General features: G+C 59.9%; 13 protein-coding genes. 4 read left to right on the top strand and 9 right to left on the bottom strand.

The features are described from left to right. Positions 1-9: 9 nt before the first annotated feature. The 6 genes from urtE to urtA form a co-directional block, all read right to left on the bottom strand. Positions 10-705 (bottom strand): urea ABC transporter ATP-binding subunit UrtE, encoded by a 696-nt coding sequence (gene urtE / locus ACRQ1B_RS03030; RefSeq protein ID WP_432292185.1) that lies wholly within the window; start codon positions 703-705, stop codon positions 10-12. 20 nt (positions 706-725) lie between these two features. Next, the gene (locus tag ACRQ1B_RS03025; protein WP_432292184.1) at positions 726-1,244 is read right to left on the bottom strand and encodes a hypothetical protein; all 519 of its coding nucleotides are present in this window, start codon (positions 1,242-1,244) and stop codon (positions 726-728) included. A gap of 91 nt (positions 1,245-1,335) precedes the next feature. Next, a complete protein-coding gene (urtD, locus tag ACRQ1B_RS03020) occupies positions 1,336-2,097 on the bottom strand; it encodes an urea ABC transporter ATP-binding protein UrtD (RefSeq protein WP_432292183.1) in 762 nt (253 codons plus the stop codon). Positions 2,098-2,111: 14 nt separating this feature from the next. Continuing rightward, complete coding sequence (gene urtC, locus ACRQ1B_RS03015; protein ID WP_432292182.1) at positions 2,112-3,275, bottom strand: urea ABC transporter permease subunit UrtC; 1,164 nt, start codon at positions 3,273-3,275, stop codon at positions 2,112-2,114. Continuing rightward, positions 3,272-4,876, bottom strand: a complete 1,605-nt coding sequence (gene urtB / locus ACRQ1B_RS03010) for an urea ABC transporter permease subunit UrtB (RefSeq protein WP_432292181.1) — start codon at positions 4,874-4,876, stop codon at positions 3,272-3,274. Before urtB ends, urtC begins: the two co-directional genes overlap by 4 nt. A 227-nt stretch (positions 4,877-5,103) precedes the next feature. Next, positions 5,104-6,393, bottom strand: a complete 1,290-nt coding sequence (urtA, locus tag ACRQ1B_RS03005; RefSeq protein ID WP_432292180.1) for an urea ABC transporter substrate-binding protein — start codon at positions 6,391-6,393, stop codon at positions 5,104-5,106. 207 nt (positions 6,394-6,600) lie between these two features. On the opposite strand from urtA, the gene ACRQ1B_RS03000 reads away from it, so the two are divergent. Then, positions 6,601-7,014 carry a DUF1801 domain-containing protein gene (locus ACRQ1B_RS03000; protein WP_432292179.1) on the top strand — a complete coding sequence of 138 codons (414 nt, stop codon included), beginning with the start codon at positions 6,601-6,603 and terminating at the stop codon, positions 7,012-7,014. 142 nt (positions 7,015-7,156) lie between these two features. On the opposite strand, the gene ACRQ1B_RS02995 is transcribed toward ACRQ1B_RS03000, so the two are convergent. Both ACRQ1B_RS02995 and ACRQ1B_RS02990 read right to left on the bottom strand, forming a co-directional pair. Beyond that, the gene (locus tag ACRQ1B_RS02995) at positions 7,157-7,285 is read right to left on the bottom strand and encodes a hypothetical protein (protein ID WP_432292178.1); all 129 of its coding nucleotides are present in this window, start codon (positions 7,283-7,285) and stop codon (positions 7,157-7,159) included. 100 nt (positions 7,286-7,385) lie between these two features. Then, entirely contained in the window at positions 7,386-8,279 is an 894-nt protein-coding gene (locus ACRQ1B_RS02990) for a LysR substrate-binding domain-containing protein (RefSeq protein WP_432292177.1), read from the bottom strand. Positions 8,280-8,376: 97 nt separating this feature from the next. Here ACRQ1B_RS02990 and ACRQ1B_RS02985 point away from each other — a divergent pair, with 97 nt between their 5' ends. Continuing rightward, entirely contained in the window at positions 8,377-9,321 is a 945-nt protein-coding gene (locus ACRQ1B_RS02985) for an AEC family transporter (protein ID WP_432292176.1), read from the top strand. Here ACRQ1B_RS02985 and olsC read toward each other — a convergent pair whose 3' ends face one another. Further along, positions 9,322-10,143, bottom strand: a complete 822-nt coding sequence (gene olsC / locus ACRQ1B_RS02980; RefSeq protein WP_432292175.1) for an ornithine lipid ester-linked acyl 2-hydroxylase OlsC — start codon at positions 10,141-10,143, stop codon at positions 9,322-9,324. A gap of 276 nt (positions 10,144-10,419) precedes the next feature. On the opposite strand from olsC, the gene ACRQ1B_RS02975 reads away from it, so the two are divergent. Next, positions 10,420-13,818: a hybrid sensor histidine kinase/response regulator gene (locus ACRQ1B_RS02975; protein ID WP_432292174.1), complete on the top strand. Its 3,399-nt coding sequence runs from the start codon at positions 10,420-10,422 to the stop codon at positions 13,816-13,818. Further along, entirely contained in the window at positions 13,811-14,749 is a 939-nt protein-coding gene (locus ACRQ1B_RS02970; RefSeq protein WP_432292173.1) for a response regulator, read from the top strand. The genes ACRQ1B_RS02975 and ACRQ1B_RS02970 overlap by 8 nt, the downstream gene beginning before the upstream one ends. Positions 14,750-14,820 lie beyond the last annotated feature (71 nt).

Raw genomic sequence — 14,820 nt, 5'->3', positions numbered from 1 at the left:
AAATTTGCGTCAGACGGTCAGGTGCCGCCTTGCTTCTGCCGTATCCAGCGTTTCAGCTCCCCCTTCATGCACAATCTCGCCACGATCCATGATGTAGACGTGGTCGGCGAGTTCGCGGCAGAAATCCAGATATTGCTCCACCAGCAGGATCGCCATGCCGGTCGAATCCCGCAAATACCGGATGGCGCGGCCGATATCCTTGATGATCGATGGCTGGATGCCCTCGGTCGGCTCGTCCAGCACGAGGATTTTTGGACGCGTGACCATGGCTCTGCCGATTGCGAGTTGCTGCTGCTGTCCACCGGACAAGTCGCCACCGCGACGGGAAAGCATCGATTTCAAAACTGGAAACAGCGTAAAGATCTCGTCGGGGATGTTGCGATCCTGACGGGCGAGCGGCGCATAACCCGTTTCGAGGTTCTCCTTCACCGTCAGCAACGGAAAGATTTCACGGCCCTGCGGCACATATCCGATGCCCTGCTTGGCACGGACATAAGGCGAAAGCCCGTTCATCGACACGCCATCGAAGGAGATCGTCCCGCCGCTCACCGGTTTCTGGCCGGTGACGGCGCGAAGCAGCGACGACTTGCCGACGCCGTTGCGACCGAGCACGCAGGTGATCTTGCCCATCTCGGCATGGATGGAGACGCCGCGCAGCGCCTGAGCGGCACCATAATGCAGATTGACATTGTTGACTGCGAGCATCCCCGACTTCCCTCTACTTATTAACTCATGAGCGTGCGCCTGAGCACCTGCAGCGCCTGCTCCTGTTCACTCGTCCGGCCGCCACCGACTTCGGCGACTTCCTCGGCAATGCCGATCAGCTGTATCCGCTCGTTCGTATCCAGCGCCTTCATCCACATGTCGCGGAAGCGGCGGATCGGATCCTCCGGATTGATGGTGTTTTTCGAAGCCCATTCGCAAAACACCATCACTTCATCCATGTCGCCCGGCCGGATGATGCCGGCCATGCGGCTGCGAATGACATCCTTGGCCGCCTCCAGGTACATCGGCTTTTCCTTGGCGATGCAGAAGAAGAAGGCAACCGCCGCGATCGCCGGATCGGCAATCGAAGCCAGCGGCGCCGCTTCGGCTTTCTTGCGAAACTGCCGGCGTTTGAAGGCGCCACGCATGCGTTCGATACTATCGATCACCTCGCTGCCCGCCTCGCGGACCATTTTCAATCGCCAGTACCAGACGGCCGCGCCGCCGATCGCCATAACCAGAATGCCAATCAAAGCCATGATGAAACCTCTAAGTAAAACTGCTGGCTTTAAAGCTTTTTCCCTTGGATCCAGCAAGACTTGAAGTTTTTCATCACCGCGCCAACTTGTGTCATCGCCCGAGATAGTTCTCGATCACCTTCGGATCGTTGGAAACGAAGTCGATCGAGCCTTCCGCAAGAACAGAACCTTCCGCCAGGCAAGTCACCTTCACGCCCAGCTCGCGGATAAAGCCCATATCGTGCTCCACCACCACGACCGAACGGCTTTTGGCGATCTCCCGCAGCAGCACTGCCGTCTCCGCCGTTTCCGCATCGGTCATGCCCGCCACCGGCTCATCCACCAGCAGCAATTTCGGCTCCTGCGCCAGCAGCATGCCAATCTCCAGCCACTGTTTCTGGCCGTGGCTGAGATTGGCGGCGAGTTCATTTTTGCGATGGCTCATGCGGATCGTGTCGAGAATTTCCTCGATACGGGCCGTATCATCCGCCGACAGCTTGTAGAACAGCGTCGAAAACACCCCGCGCGGCCGGTTCAGCGCCAGCTCCAGATTGTCCCAGACCGTGTGGCTTTCGAACACGGTCGGCTTCTGGAATTTGCGGCCGATGCCGAGCTGGGCGATATCTGCCTCATCCTTTTTGGTCAGGTCGATCTCGTCCTCGAACAGAACCCGACCCGTATCCGGCCGGGTCTTGCCGGTGATGATATCCATCATCGTCGTTTTGCCCGCACCATTGGGGCCGATGATGGCGCGCAGCTCTCCCGGCTCGACCACGAAGGACAGCGAATTGAGCGCCTTGAACCCGTCGAAGGAAACGGAAACATCTTCGAGATAGAGCAGGCTTTTCGAGCGTGTTTCGGCAATGGTGTTCATGATCCCGCCCTCTCCTATTCCGCCGCCTGCGCGATCGGAGCCACGTCACCGCGCCCCTTTTCGGCATCGCTAGCCGCCTTCATCGCCTTGCGCACCGAAAAACCGCTCTGGATGGTGCCGACAATGCCCTTCGGCAGGAACAGCGTGACAGCAATGAACAGGCCGCCCAGCGCAAACAGCCAGAGTTCCGGGAAAGCGCCGGTGAAATAGCTTTTGCCGGCATTGACCACAACGGCACCGATGATCGGGCCGATCAGCGTTCCGCGCCCGCCGACTGCCGTCCACACGACGACTTCGATGGAATTGGCCGGTGCAAACTCACCCGGATTGATGATGCCCACCTGCGGCACGAACAAAGCCCCGGCAATGCCGGCAAACATGGCCGAGACGACGAAGGTGAACAGTTTTATGTTTTCTACGCGAAAACCGAGGAAACGCACCCGGCTTTCGGCATCGCGCACGCCGACCAGAACCTTGCCGAATTTCGAATTGACGATGGCCGAGGCAATCAGCAGGCAGAGCGCCAACATGAGCGCGGACAAGGCGAAGAGAACCGCACGCGTGCCACCGGCCTGCACGGAAAAGCCGACGATTTCCTTATAGTCGGTCAGGCCGTTATTGCCGCCGAAGCCCATGTCGTTGCGGAAGAAGGCGAGCATCAAGGCATAGGTCATCGCCTGGGTGATAATCGACAGATAGACGCCGTTGACGCGGGAGCGAAATGCGAACCAGCCGAACACGAAGGCGAGCAGGCCCGGCACGAACAGCACCATCAGCATCGCGAACGAAAACATGTCGAACCCGTACCAGAACCACGGCAGTTCCTTCCAGTTGAGAAAAACCATGAAATCCGGCAGATCGGCATTGCCGTAGACGCCACGCGAACCGATCTGCCGCATCAGGTACATGCCCATGGCATAACCGCCAAGCGCGAAAAACGCGCCGTGACCAAGCGAAAGAATGCCGCAATACCCCCAGACCAGATCGAGCGCCAAGGCCAAGAGCGCGTAGCAAAGATATTTGCCCATCAGCGACATGACATAGGTCGGGATATGCAGGGCATGGTCGGCGGGCAAAAGCAGGTTGGAAGCCGGCACCAGAACCGCAGCGGCCAGAATGACCGCGACCGTCGCCAGAATATGGCCTTTCAGCGCGCGAAAAATGAAGGCGGAGATCATGCTTCGATCGCCCTTCCCTTGAGCGCGAACAGGCCGCGCGGACGTTTCTGGATGAAGAGGATGATCAGCACGAGCACGAGGATCTTTCCGAGCACGGCCCCGACGGAGGGTTCGAGGAACTTGTTGAGCACGCCGAGCGACAGCGCCCCCACCAGCGTGCCCCAGAGATTGCCGACACCGCCGAACACCACGACCATGAAACTATCGATGATGTAGCTCTGGCCTAGGTTCGGCGAGACGTTGTCGATCTGGGAAAGCGCCACGCCGGCGATACCGGCAATGCCGGAACCCAAGGCAAACGTGAAGGCATCCACCCACGGCGTCCTGATGCCCATCGACGAGGCCATGCGACGGTTCTGGGTGACGGCGCGCATTTGCAACCCGAAGGCGGAGCGTTTCATCAGCAAAAGCAGGCCGAGGAAGATCGACAGCGAAAACACGACGATCCACATGCGGTTCCAGGTGATCGTCATGCCGCCGAGCGGAAACGACCCGGACATCCATGACGGATTGCCGACTTCCTGATTGGTCGGGCCAAAGATCGTGCGGATGCCCTGCTGCAGGATCAGCGACACACCCCAGGTGGCGAGAAGGGTTTCCAGCGGCCGGCCATAAAGAAAGCGGATGACGCCGCGCTCGATGACGAGGCCGACGGCACCGGTGACGATAAAGGCGACCGGCAGCGCAATCGCCAGCGACCAGTCGAACAGGCCGGGGGCGTTTTCACGGATCACCTGCTGCACCACGAATGTGGAATAGGCCCCGAGCATGACCATTTCGCCATGCGCCATGTTGATGACGCCCATGACGCCAAAGGTGATGGCGAGGCCGATGGCGGCGAGCAGCAGCACGGAACCGAGCGACAAGCCGTACCAGACATTCTGCGCCATGTTCCAGATCTGCTGCTCGTTCTGGATCGCAGTGATTGCCGCATCGAGATCGGGCTTCAGGCTGGCGTCGATAGAGGAGGACACGGAATTCAACACACCGAGGCCGGAGGCACCGAGACCTGCAATGGTTTCGATGGCCGCACGTTTTTCATCGATGGAACGGTCGGAGGAGAGCAGCGACACGGCGCGCGCCTCTTCCATGCGAGCCTTCACCTCGCCGTCGGTTTCCTTGGCAAGCGCTGCATCCACCAGTTCGAGCGCTTCGGCGCTCGGTGAGCGCAAAACGGCATCGGCGGCGGAAAGGCGGGCACCACGATCCGGGCTCATCAGCGTCAGGCCGCCGAGAGCAGCGCGGATGGCACGGCGCAGATTGTTGTTGACCTTGATTTTCGTCACCGCGCCCTTGGCGACCTGACCGGCGCTTTCTCCCGTCACCGGATCGATCAGTTCGAGCTGCGAACCTGCGGTCTTGGCGGCAAACACGGACTTGTCGGATTTGCGGAAATAAAGGTCACCCTCGGCAAAGGCGTTAAGGGCCGGTACGACACGGGTGTCGCCGGTGGCGGCGATTTCGCCCACCAGCTTTTCCGCCTCGTTGAAATTGGCGTCGGCCAGCTGGTTGAACAGCGGTTTTGGATCGGTGCCTTGCGCAAAAGTGGGCGCTGCCGAGGCGAGGATCAGGAAGATGAGAGTGATGAAACGGATAAGCATATGTGTGTTCCCCAGGTGGCTGGCGCCGCGGGCGTAACTGCCCCTCATCCGCCTGCCGGCACCTTCTCCCCGCAAGCGGGGAGAAGGGAGATGTGGCACCGTCCCCCGCCTCAAGTGTCGAGGCAGATTGGGGCACGTCCCCTCTCCCCGTCATGACGGGGAGAGGGCTAGGGTGAGGGGCAAGCTCCAGCCAGTGTCTGCGTGGAGCGCCTATCAAAATCCGGAGATCAGCTGCCCTTGCCGCCGCACTTGCCAGTGGCGACGTTGAAGTTTCCGCATTCCATCGGCTTGCGCCAATCGGAAATCAGGTCCTTCGAGTCCGGCAGATAATCCGACCATTCGTCGCCGACGACAGCGGGTGTTTCCTGCACGATGTCGAACTGGCCATCGGCCTGGATCTCACCGATCAGCACCGGCTTGGTGATGTGGTGGTTCGGCATGACGGTGGAGGTGCCGCCAGACAGGTTGGGCACGGACACGCCGATAATGCTGTCGAGAACCTTGTCGGTCTCGACCGTGCCGGCAGCCTCTACGGCCTTTACCCAAGCGTTGAAACCGATATAGGCGGCTTCCATCGGGTCGTTGGTCACGCGCTTGTCGTTCTTGGTATAGGCGTGCCAGCTCTTGATGAACTCGGCATTGACCGGCGCATCGACGGACTGAAAATAGTTCCACGCGGCAAGGTGGCCGACGAGAGGCGCGGTATCGAGACCAGCAAGCTCTTCTTCACCGACAGAGAAGGCGACGACCGGAATGTCTTCCGCCTTCACACCCTGGTTGCCGAGTTCCTTGTAGAAGGGAACGTTGGCGTCACCGTTGATGGTGGAAACGACGGCGGTCTTCTTGCCGGCCGAGCCGAATTTCTTGATGTCGGAGACGATCGTCTGCCAGTCGGAATGACCGAAGGGCGTGTAGTTGATCATGATGTCCTCTTCCTTGACGCCCTTCGACATCAGGTAGGCCTTCAGGATCTTGTTGGTCGTCTGCGGATAGACATAGTCGGTGCCGGCGAGCACCCAGCGCTCGACGCCTTCGGTGGAAGCGAGATAATCGACGGCCGGAATGGCCTGCTGGTTCGGTGCGGCGCCGGTATAGAAGATGTTGCGCGAGGATTCCTCACCCTCGTACTGCACCGGATAGAACAGGATCGAGTTCAGTTCCTCGAAGACCGGCAGCACGGACTTGCGCGAGGAAGACGTCCAGCAACCGAAAACGGCGGCAACCTTGTCCTGGGAAATCAGCTGGCGGGCCTTTTCGGCAAACAGCGGCCAGTCGGAAGCCGGATCGACAACGACGGCTTCGAGCTTTTTGCCGAGCACCCCACCCTTCTTGTTCTGCTCTTCGACGAGCATCAACATCGCGTCTTTCAGCGTCGTTTCCGAAATCGCCATCGTGCCGGAAAGCGAATGCAGCACCCCGATCTTGATCGTGTCGTCGGCCGCGAACGCGCCGTGGAAAGCCGTCGTGGACAAAGCGGCGGCCAGCAGCGCGCCTCCCAGTTTTGCCTTGAATGTCATTGGTCGAACCCCTCTTCTTGTTCGTTCAAGCAGGGTGGGCAAAGCCTCTTGTTAACTCCTGCTTAATCGGACTATCGGCCGCTGCACTGCAAACAAGAATACGCAAAATGACGTACTCGCAGGGGGAGAAATGGACATTTCGCGCAAGCATTGGTTCCGGCAGAGCGGAGTGGTACGCTCCACGCACACCATCAGGGGAGGAGAAACATGACGGAGACCAAAAAGCCGGTTCTGCTGTCCGGCGGCAATCCACAGATCGCCAAGGGTTATGGAGAGGAGCCAGTCAACGCCTATATCGCCGCCATGCCGGGCTGGAAAAGCGCGATCGGCCAAAAGATCGATGACATCGTGACCAAAACCGTGCCGGGCGTGGTCAAGGCGGTGAAATGGAACTCACCCTTTTACGGCACCGAGACCGACCTGTGGTTCATGAACCTTCACTGCTTCGACAAATACATCAAGATCGCCTTCTTTCGCGGCACGTCACTTGACCCGATGCCGCCGGAAGCATCGAAACATGCCGAGACCCGTTATTTCCATATCCGCGAAGGTGAAGACTTCGAGGAAAAGCTGAGCGACTGGATAAGACAGGCGGCAAAACTGCCGGGCGAAAAGATGTAACGCGGCGATCCCGAAAGGAAATTCATGCCGGCGTGACCGGCGACGTGGGGAAGAGGCCTTGCAACGGCGGCGCAAACATCCGCCGCTGCGCAACACATTTTCTGCGGCCTCGACGAGACCGGCGCGGACCTTGTTTGCAACCCTATTTTTTCTTGTCGCCGCTTTCGGCCTGCTTGACCTGCGATCCCAAGGTCGGAGCTGCCTTTGCTGCAACCTTGTGCTTCTTGGGTTTGCGCGCTTCCTTGTTGCTTCGTACCTGACCTTTGGCCATGGAATGTCTCCTCATGTTGACACTCAGGAATAGCCGCTCATCCACGTGAAATAGCAAGCGATATTGCAGCTTTGAGCCATGCGCAGGCCAGATTGGAAGCTCACGCCGGCCTGTCACTACGCCCTGCCCGCGCCTCGGCCAGAAACGGCGGCAGCGCCGGGTTGAGATTACCGGACCGCCACGCCACCACATGCTGAATGACCGGCGCATTTTGAAGCGGCCGAAACACCACGTCCGGCAGGCCGAGCCGCTCCATCGATTGCGGCACCAGCGCGATGCCCAGCTTTTCCGCAACAAGGCTGACGATCGTCTGCTGCAATTCCACCTCCAGCCGGAAGGACGGCGCAAAACCGGCGGCGTGGCAATAATTGGTGATCGCCTCGCGCAGAACCGGCGCCACATCCATCGGCACCCCGATCAGCGGCTCGCCATCCAATTGTTTCGCCGAAATTACAGTCTGGTCCGCCAAAACATGCCCCACCGGCAAGACGAGGCACAGGTTTTCGTGATGAATGATCTCGGTCTCCAATCCGCGCACGAAACCCGGATTGAACATGATCGCCGCATCGAACCGGCCTTTCAGCACCGCATCGGCCAAGCCGCCCGGCACCACTTCGCGCAGTTCCAGATGCACGCCCGGATGCGCGTTGACATATCGCCGCGTCAGCCCCGGCAGGACGGTATAGGCGGCATGCATCATGAAGCCGATGGAGATTTCACCCAGATCTCCATGTTCGGCCAGCTCGGCATTGCGGCAGGCCTGATCGAAATTGGCGATGACGGCGCGCGCATCCTCCAGAAACCGGCGACCGGCATAGGTCAGCACCGCCTGCCGCGAATGCCGTTCCAGCAGCGTCACGCCTAGCTCTGCTTCCAGCGCTGCAATCTGCCGGCTGAGCGGCGGCTGGCTGATATGCAGCCGCTCGGCCGCTCGCCCGAAATGCAGGGTTTCCGCCAGAGCCACGAAATAACGCATCTGCCTGATGTCGATCATGATACCGATCCGGTATGAATTGAGACAGAAATCAGTATTGGATGGAATTGATTGCAAGGACTAGACCGGGCGTAGAGTTTTTCCTCCGGTCATCACCATGCTTGCCACGCTTACCGTCGTTCTTCCGATTTTTGCGCTGATCTTTGCCGGCTGGCTTTCCCGCCGCATCGGTGCGCTCGGACCCAACGCCACCAGCGAACTCAATCGTTTTGTCGTTTATCTGGCGCTGCCCGCGCTGCTGCTTGATATCACCGCGCATGCACGCTGGATCGATGTCTGGCAGCCCGGCTTCATCGCCGCCTTCACACTCGGCGCGTTCATCGTCTTCGTGCTGACCATTTTTCTTCGCCTTCGCCGCCCGCGCCATCTGGCCGATGCGACGATTGACGGGCTGAATGCGGCCTATGCCAATACCGGTTTTGTCGGCTTTCCGCTGGCGGCCGCAGCGCTTGGCCCGGCCGCACTCGCCCCGACGCTGATCGCCACCATCATCACCGTCTGCGTGCTGTTCGCGGTCGCCATAATTCTCATCGAAACCGGATTGCAGACCGAAAAACGCCGCTCGAAACTGTTCATCAAGGTCGGCGGTTCGCTGATCCGCAATCCGCTGCTGATCGCCCCCGTCATCGGCGCCATCATCCCGATCTGCGGTCTGGCCGTCCCCGCACCCGTCGAAACCTTCCTGAAACTTCTCGGCGGCGCAGCTTCCCCTTGCGCGCTGGTGGCGCTTGGCCTGTTTCTGGCGGCAAAACGCGAAAGCTCGGAGCGCGACATCAAGTCTGCGACCCTGCTGACCGGTTTCAAGCTGTTGCTGCAACCGGCTATCACCTGGGTACTGGCCACGCTCATCTTCGAGCTGCCGCCGCATCTCGTCCATGCCGCGGTGCTTCTGGCGGCGCTGCCAACCGGCACCGGCTCCTTCATGCTGGCGGAATTTTACAAGCGCGAAGCCGGCGTCACCTCAAACGTCATCCTGACCTCGACGGTTCTGTCGGTGGTGACCGTCAGCCTCTATCTGGCGCTGATCGGGCCAACCGGTTGATCAATTCGGCCGGTTCCTCAACGCCTCGGCCTGCGCATAAAACTTCTTTTCCCACTCCTTGTGGTTATCCAGCCCCTCACGAATGAACGGCGTGAAAATGGCCATGTGCATCAGCATCCAGTTGACCAGCCGGGCCGGAAAATTGAGCGGTTTGACAAAATCCACGAACATCACCACGCGGGTCTTGTCCGTGTGGTTCCACGCCTCGTGTTCATAGGCATCGTCGAAGATCAGCACCTTGCCCTCTTCCCAGTGGCAAATCTGGTCCTTCACGCGAATGGCGAGATTGTCGCCTGTATTTTCCGGCACGATCAGGCCGAGATGCAGCCGCAGCACGCCATTGTAAGGACCGCGATGCGCCGGCAGATGTTTGCCCGGTTCGAAGATCGAAAACATCACTGTCGTCAGGCCGGGGATTTTCTGGCAGGCATTCCACGTCTCGGGGCAGGCTTTTATGTTCTGTTCGGAGCGCACGCCGAAACCGAGCAGGAAAAACGTCTTCCAGCCCTGATCGGTGGAGATCGTCTTCACGTCGGTGGAAATGTCCTGAAAACTCGGCAATTCGTCCTTGCGCACCAGAATGCGATCGAGCTCGGCACGAATGGCAGGCGCTGCCTTTTCGATCTCGGCGGACCAGGGAAAGGTCGCATTGTCATAGACCGGCGGATTGCCGAGCTTGGCATGTTTAAAATTCAGCCTCTCCGCCCAGGCAACGATGCCCATGAAAAAGCGGGTGATGGGGCTCGCACGTTCCATCGGCGCAATGCCGGAAGTGCCGAAATCCTGCGAAGGTTCAGGAACATTTTGAGATGTGGATGTCACGGGAGGGCCTGGAGTGAAAGGGTTGATCGGGCAGGATGCGGGTCATCTTTTGCCCGTCGTGTCACAGGTTTGACATGGTGCGTGCAAAACGACTTGCAAGAACCGATGGCAAACTTGAGTCTCACCGGGCTTTTTTTGATAGCCGGCACAGGATTTTTTGCGCAAACTCCGGCAAAACAATGGCTGACGACCCTTTGAAGCCGCTTGTCAAAACCTGCGCCACAGTCAAAACTGCCCAATAATCGACCTCTCGACAAAAGGCGCTGGATTTTAGGCATGGCCGCACGGCAACGCATCATCCCTGTCCGGCGCGAATACAATCGCTGGGTGGCCAACCAGACGCTGGAAGATTATGCGCTGCGGTTCACCGCCAAGAGCGCGCGACGCTTTTCCTCCAGCCGCATTTCGCAGACGGCCATCGGCGCGATCTCGTTTCTGGCGCTGGAAGCGATCGGCGGTACGATCACCCTCTCCTACGGCACCACCAACGCATTTTTCGCGATCATCGCCGCCGCCATCGTCATGCTTCTCGTCGGCCTGCCGATCAGCCGTTATGCCATCCGCCACGGCGTCGATATCGACCTTCTGACGCGCGGTGCATCCTTCGGCTACATCGGATCGACCATCACCTCGCTGATCTATGCCAGCTTCACCTTCATGCTGTTTGCGATCGAGGCCTCGATCATGACCGGCGCGCTGGAGCTTGCCTTCGGCATCCCGCCATGGATCGGTTATATCATCAGCGCCGTGGTGGTGATCCCGCTGGTCATCTATGGCGTGCAGCTGATCTCGCGTTTCCAGCTTCTGACGCAGCCCTTCTGGATCGTGCTCAACATCTTGCCCTTCGTGTTCATCGCGTTTCTGGATTGGGAAAAGTTCGATCTCTGGCGCGCCTTTGCCGGCATCGGCCATTCCAATGGCGAAATCGGCGGTGCCGCTCCCTTCGATCTCGTTGAATTCGGCGCGGCCTCCGCCGTCATTCTGGCGCTGATGCCGCAGATCGGCGAACAGGTCGACTTCTTGCGCTTTCTTCCACCGGAACTGCCGACATCGACCGGCCTGAGGAAATGGCGGCATCGCATCGCCGTGTTTCTCGCCGGCCCCGGCTGGGTCGTCGTCGGCGTGCCGAAACTGCTGGCCGGTTCCTTTCTGGCCGTCCTGACGCTTTCGACCGCCGTGCCTGTGCATGAAGCCGCCGATCCCGCCCACATGTATCTCACCGCCTTCGGCTACATGATCCCCAACGAGACGGCAGCGCTGCTCCTGATGGCCGCTTTCGTCGTGGTGTCGCAACTGAAGATCAACGTGATGAACGCCTATGCCGGCTCGCTGGCATGGTCGAATTTCTTCTCGCGCCTCACCCACAGCCATCCCGGCCGTGTCGTCTGGCTGGTCTTCAACGTCGCAATCGCGCTTCTTTTGATGGAACTCGGTATCTACCGGCTGCTGGAAGCGACACTCGGCATCTTTTCGATCATCGCCATGTCATGGCTCTGCACCATCTCGGCCGATCTCTGCATCAACAAGCCGCTCGGCCTGTCGCCTCAGGGCATCGAGTTCAAGCGTGCGCATCTCTATGACATCAACCCGGTCGGCATCGGCGCCATGTTCGGCTCTGCCACGATCGCGCTTGCCGCCCATTTCGGCCTTTTTGGCTCGCTCTGGGCGTCGCTCTCCACCTACATCACCCTGATCGCGCTCATCCTGTCGCCAGCCATCGCCTTTGCCACCAAGGGCAAATATTACCTTGCCCGAAAACAGCGCAAAAGCTGGTCATCCCTCGGATCGATCACCTGTTCGATCTGTGAACACCCGTTCGAACACGAGGACATGGCATGGTGTCCCGCCTATGCCGCTCCGATCTGTTCGCTCTGTTGTTCGCTGGACAGCCGCTGCCACGACATGTGCAAACCGCATGCGCGGCTGAACACGCAGGTCGGCACCGTCGCCCGCACTTTTCTGCCCGGAACGGTCATCACCAAGCTGACGACCCGGCTCGGCCGATACGCCACCACCGCCGTCATCTCGATCTCGGCCATGGGCGGCATTCTCGGCATGATCGCCTATCAAGCCGGGGAAGCCGCACCTGCGAACGCCGAAATCATCTATGGCACGATCTCCATCGTGTTTTTCGTCTTTGCCATCATGGCCGGCATCGTTTCGTGGTTTTATGTGCTGGCCCATGACAGCCGGGTGGTGGCGGAAGAGGAATCCTCACGCCAGAACACCCTCCTCCTGAAAGAAATTTCCGCCCACAAAAAAACTGACGCCGCTTTGCAGGAAGCCAAGGAAACCGCCGAGGCCGCCAACCGCGCCAAAAGCCGGTATGTCGTCGGCCTTTCCCATGAACTCCGCACGCCACTCAATGCCGTCCTCGGCTACGCCCAGATTCTCGAGCGCGACGACACCATCCCTGCCCCGCGCCAATCCGCCATCAAGGTGATCAAGCGTTCGGCCGATCATCTGTCTGGTCTGATCGACGGGCTGTTGGATATTTCCAAGATCGAAGCCGGCCGCCTGCAGGTCTATTCCAACGAGATCAACATCCAGGATTTTCTCGACCAGATCGTCGAGATGTTTTCGTTGCAGGCGCAGGCAAAGGGCCTGACCTTTGCCCACGACCGCGCCCAAACCCTGCCGCAATATGTCCGCACCGACGAAAAGCGCCTGCGCCAGATCCTCGTCAACCTGCTGTCCAACGCCATCAAATTCACCGATCACGGCACGGTACGTTTCGACATTGCCTATCGCAGCCAGGTCGCCACCTTCACCATTGCCGATACCGGACGCGGCATCGCCGAAAAGGACCTCGGCCGCATCTACGAACCTTTTCAACGCGGTGAAGCGGATAGTGTCCGCCCGATGCCGGGCCTCGGCCTTGGCTTGACCATCACCCAACTCCTCACCAACACGATGGGCGGCGAAATCGCGGTGACGAGCGTCAAGGACGAAGGCTCCACCTTCAAGGTGCGGCTGATGTTGTCTGCCGTGCATCGCCCCAGCACTGCGCCCGCGCTCGAAAAGAAGATTACCTCCTATACCGGCCCGCGCCGCACCATCGTCGTGGTCGATGACAACGAGGACCACCGCGAGCTGATGCGGCAGGTGCTGACGCCCATGGATTTTGTCGTGCTGACGGCGGCAAGCGGGCCGGAATGTCTGACCCTGATCGAAGGGGTGAAACCGGACCTGTTTCTCGTCGACATTTCCATGCCCGGCATGAACGGCTGGCAACTGGTCGCTAAACTGCGCGAATTGGAACAGAAGGCACCGATCGTCATGCTCTCGGCCAATATCGGTGATGGCGCCGGCATGCCCGAAGGCACGGACGGGCATAACGACGCGATCGCCAAGCCGGTCAATGTCCGACGGCTGGCCGACAAGCTCGCCGTCCATCTCGGCCTGACATGGACCTATGAAGAGGATCAGCCGACTGAGCCGCCACCAAAACCGGCCGTGGTCAAAAGCCCCGGCTCCGCACACCTGCAGGACCTTCTACAGCTTGGCGAGATCGGTTATGTCCGTGGTATAGAAGCGAAACTTGCCGATCTTGCAAAGACGCAAGAAAATCGCCCCTTTGCGGAACAGGCCGGCGCTTATGTGCAGGCTTTCGACATTGCCGGCTACATGGCCTTCCTGAACCGTTTTGACGAGGAAAACACCGACCATGCCTGACACGACGACGCCCCGCGATATCGTGCTTCTGGTCGATGACAGCCCGGAGGCACTGGGTTTCCTCACCGATGCACTGGAACAGTCCGGTTTTTCCGTTCTGATCGCCACCTCGGGACAGGCTGCCCTCTCCATCGTCGAACGCATCACGCCCGATCTTGTGCTGATGGATGCGGTCATGCCCAACATGGACGGTTTCGAGACCTGCCGGCGCCTCAAGGCGCATGGTGCGGTGGCGCAGGTGCCGGTGATCTTCATGACCGGCCTCACCGAAACCGAACATGTCGTCAACGCGCTTGATAGCGGCGGCGTCGATTACCTGACCAAGCCGATCAATATCGACGAGCTGCGTGCCCGCATCCGCGTTCACCTGTCCAATGCCCGTTCGGCCCAGAGCGCCCGCGTCGCGCTCGATGCCGCCGGCCGCCATCTACTCGCCGCGCGTGGCTCCGGCGCGGTCCACTGGTCCACACCGCAGGCAACCCGGCTGATCAATGCCGCCACCGGCAGCGACGAGGGGCTGGAAATCGTCGCCACCCGCCTCGCCGGCTGGATGGCCGAGCGCGGCAAGCCCGGCTTTTCCCGCGATGCCAGCTTTTCGCTCCCCGCACCCACGGCCAATGCGGCCGAGGCCGCCAGCCTGCAATTTTCCTTCCTCGGCGCGATCGGCGCCGACGAGTTTCTGTTCCGCCTCACCGCCGCCCGCGAACGTTCCGACGATGCCGTGCTGCGCCAGCATTTTCCGCTGACCCAGCGCGAATCCGAAGTGCTGCTCTGGATTGCCAAGGGCAAGGCCAATCGCGATATCGCCGATATTCTGGGGCTTTCGGCGCGCACGGTGAACAAGCATCTCGAACAGATTTACGTCAAACTCGGCGTCGAAAACCGGGCGTCGGCGGCGGTCAAGGCCGCGCATGTTCTGCACGAGATGTGACGCTCTTTCCGCGCCATGACGGGAACCGATCTGCCCGCTCCCTGTTGTGCCTCACAACCCGGAGGTCAAAA

It is taken from the genome of Endobacterium panacihumi, from assembly GCF_050847465.1.
Classification (GTDB): domain Bacteria; phylum Pseudomonadota; class Alphaproteobacteria; order Rhizobiales; family Rhizobiaceae; genus Neorhizobium; species Neorhizobium panacihumi.
The sequence above is the reverse complement of the archived record's forward strand: the minus strand, read 5'-3'. Positions and strand labels throughout refer to the sequence as shown.

Bases quoted from the DNA above. Each gene is read 5' to 3' on its own strand.
- ACRQ1B_RS03025 (WP_432292184.1), bottom strand. From the start codon at position 1,244: ATGGCTTTGATTGGCATTCTGGTTATGGCGATCGGCGGCGCGGCCGTC.
- ACRQ1B_RS02975 (WP_432292174.1), top strand. From the start codon at position 10,420: ATGGCCGCACGGCAACGCATCATCCCTGTCCGGCGCGAATACAATCGC.
- ACRQ1B_RS02970 (WP_432292173.1), top strand. From the start codon at position 13,811: ATGCCTGACACGACGACGCCCCGCGATATCGTGCTTCTGGTCGATGAC.
- ACRQ1B_RS02985 (WP_432292176.1), top strand. From the start codon at position 8,377: ATGCTTGCCACGCTTACCGTCGTTCTTCCGATTTTTGCGCTGATCTTT.
- ACRQ1B_RS03000 (WP_432292179.1), top strand. From the start codon at position 6,601: ATGACGGAGACCAAAAAGCCGGTTCTGCTGTCCGGCGGCAATCCACAG.
- urtD (WP_432292183.1), bottom strand. From the start codon at position 2,097: ATGAACACCATTGCCGAAACACGCTCGAAAAGCCTGCTCTATCTCGAA.
- ACRQ1B_RS02995 (WP_432292178.1), bottom strand. From the start codon at position 7,285: ATGGCCAAAGGTCAGGTACGAAGCAACAAGGAAGCGCGCAAACCCAAG.
- ACRQ1B_RS02990 (WP_432292177.1), bottom strand. From the start codon at position 8,279: ATGATCGACATCAGGCAGATGCGTTATTTCGTGGCTCTGGCGGAAACC.
- urtB (WP_432292181.1), bottom strand. From the start codon at position 4,876: ATGCTTATCCGTTTCATCACTCTCATCTTCCTGATCCTCGCCTCGGCA.
- urtC (WP_432292182.1), bottom strand. From the start codon at position 3,275: ATGATCTCCGCCTTCATTTTTCGCGCGCTGAAAGGCCATATTCTGGCG.
- urtA (WP_432292180.1), bottom strand. From the start codon at position 6,393: ATGACATTCAAGGCAAAACTGGGAGGCGCGCTGCTGGCCGCCGCTTTG.
- urtE (WP_432292185.1), bottom strand. From the start codon at position 705: ATGCTCGCAGTCAACAATGTCAATCTGCATTATGGTGCCGCTCAGGCG.